This window comes from Streptomyces sp. ActVer, assembly GCF_027270795.1.
Lineage (GTDB): Bacteria > Actinomycetota > Actinomycetes > Streptomycetales > Streptomycetaceae > Streptomyces > Streptomyces umbrinus_A.
Genome location: NZ_JAPWHT010000860.1, coordinates 1 through 1,646, shown reverse-complemented (window position 1 = coordinate 1,646; position 1,646 = coordinate 1). Strand labels below are relative to the sequence as shown.

At 72.6% G+C, this 1,646-nt stretch carries 2 protein-coding genes; one reads left to right on the top strand and one right to left on the bottom strand.

Features of this window, described 5'->3' with window-relative positions:
- Nucleotides 1-137 precede the first annotated feature (137 nt).
- On the bottom strand, nt 138-854 hold the full coding sequence (locus O3Q52_RS52860; protein ID WP_269655513.1) for an ANTAR domain-containing response regulator: 717 nt from the start codon (nt 852-854) through the stop codon (nt 138-140).
- Between the two features lie 111 nt (nt 855-965).
- Here O3Q52_RS52860 and O3Q52_RS52855 point away from each other — a divergent pair.
- On the top strand, nt 966-1,646 hold a 681-nt coding region (locus O3Q52_RS52855), incomplete at its 3' end, for a PAS domain-containing protein (protein ID WP_269655512.1).

Here is a 1,646-nt window from a genome sequence, read left to right as displayed (position 1 = left end):
ACGGCGGCGGAGGCGGGGCACGACCGACATGCCCCGCAGCCCATCAGAGCCCGGCCGCCGCCCGGGCGCGCGCGGCCGGACACCATTCGTGCCACGCGGACGCCCGAGCGGGTGACACCGACGGACGCCGTACCGACTCAGTTCGAAAGGGAGACCAGCTCCTGTTCCAGACCGCGACCGCGTGAGTCCACGAGGGCCGAGGCGACCTCGGAGAGCTTGCGGTTGGTTCCCTGCGAGATGCGGCGCAGGACCTTGAAGGCCGCGTCCGCGTCGCAGGCCAGCACATGCATGACGATGCCGCATGCCTGGTCGACGACGGGGCGGGTGCGCAGCGCGGCGCCGAGCTGGTCGAGCTCGGTGAGCGCGGCGCGGTAGGAGCGGTCACGGACGAGACAGGTCGCGGCGAGATCACCGAGGGCCCGTGCGGGTCCGTGCGGGACGTCCTCCAGGCCGCCCGCACGGAAGCTGTAGAGGCTGAGGGTGACCGTCAGGCCCGCCCGGCGGAAGGGAAGAGTGACGCTGGAGCGCACGCCCGAGTCGAGCGCCACGGCCCGGTACTGCGGCCAGCGCTCCTCGCGCAGCAGGTCGCCCGACTCGACGGGCTCACCGCGCTCCAGTGCGGCCGGGATCGGCCCCTCGCCGGAGCGGAGCTGCATCGAGACGAGTGCGGCGAGGTCCGGATGGGTCACCGCGGCCGGCCGCTCCGTGCCGCCGTCGGAGACCGTGGTGCCCGCGCCGCAGCAGTCGGTGGTGCAGCGGACCGCCTGCTCGGCGAGCTCCGACAGCCGACGACCCGGAAGTGCAGATTCCGGGGATGCCGCCCTCCGGGGGCCGAGATGTTCCGTATCCGGCATACTTCGCGCCTCCTCTTTCCTCCGCCTTCCCGGTCACCTGCGGAGAAAACGGGATCGAGGTGTCCCGCAACGGCCTCCCCGGACGCGGGCGTGAGGAGCTACGTTCGTCGCATGGCGCAGACGGAGGAATTCGGTGAGGAACTTGCGGATTTCGTGCGCCGTGTCGCGGAGTTGAAGGCGGCACGATCCGTGCCCCACGACGACCTGCCCACCGTGCTGGACACGGCGATCTTCGAACTCGACCACGTGGCCGGCCAGTTGTGGCCCTGGTACGAGCGCCTGACGGCCACCGGCACCACGAACACGTCCTCCGCCGACCGTCAGGAACAGCAACTCCTCAAGACGATCTTCCAACGCCTGCCGCTGCCCGTCGCCCTGATCGACCGTGGGACGGTGGTCCGCAGGCTGAACTTCGCGGGAACCAACTTCACGGGCGTCAGGGCGGGTTACGCGACGGGCCGCCCGCTCTCCGGCTTCCTCGCGCACGCGGACCGGGCCGCGTTCCGCTCACAGACGGCGGCGGTGGCGCGCGGCGACGGCGACCGCAGCCTCACGGTCCATCTCCAGCAGCGCCCCGCCGTTCCCGTACGCGCGACGCTCACCGCGCTGCGCCCGAGCGGCGAGCCGCGTACCGCCGTACTCGTGGTGCTCCAGTCCGCCGGGGCGCGGTCGCCGTCGGCCGAGGGCGGGCCGGGCCCCGTGCCGGATCTCGGCGAGACGACACGGCACGCGGCGCTGATGGACCTGCTGGACGCGATGACCACGGCACTGCTGAGCGGGCCCGCCGGCACC

What these genes read in the sequence shown, in the direction of transcription:
- O3Q52_RS52860 (WP_269655513.1), bottom strand. Translation starts at nt 854, where the DNA reads ATGCCGGATACGGAACATCTCGGCCCCCGGAGGGCGGCATCCCCGGAA.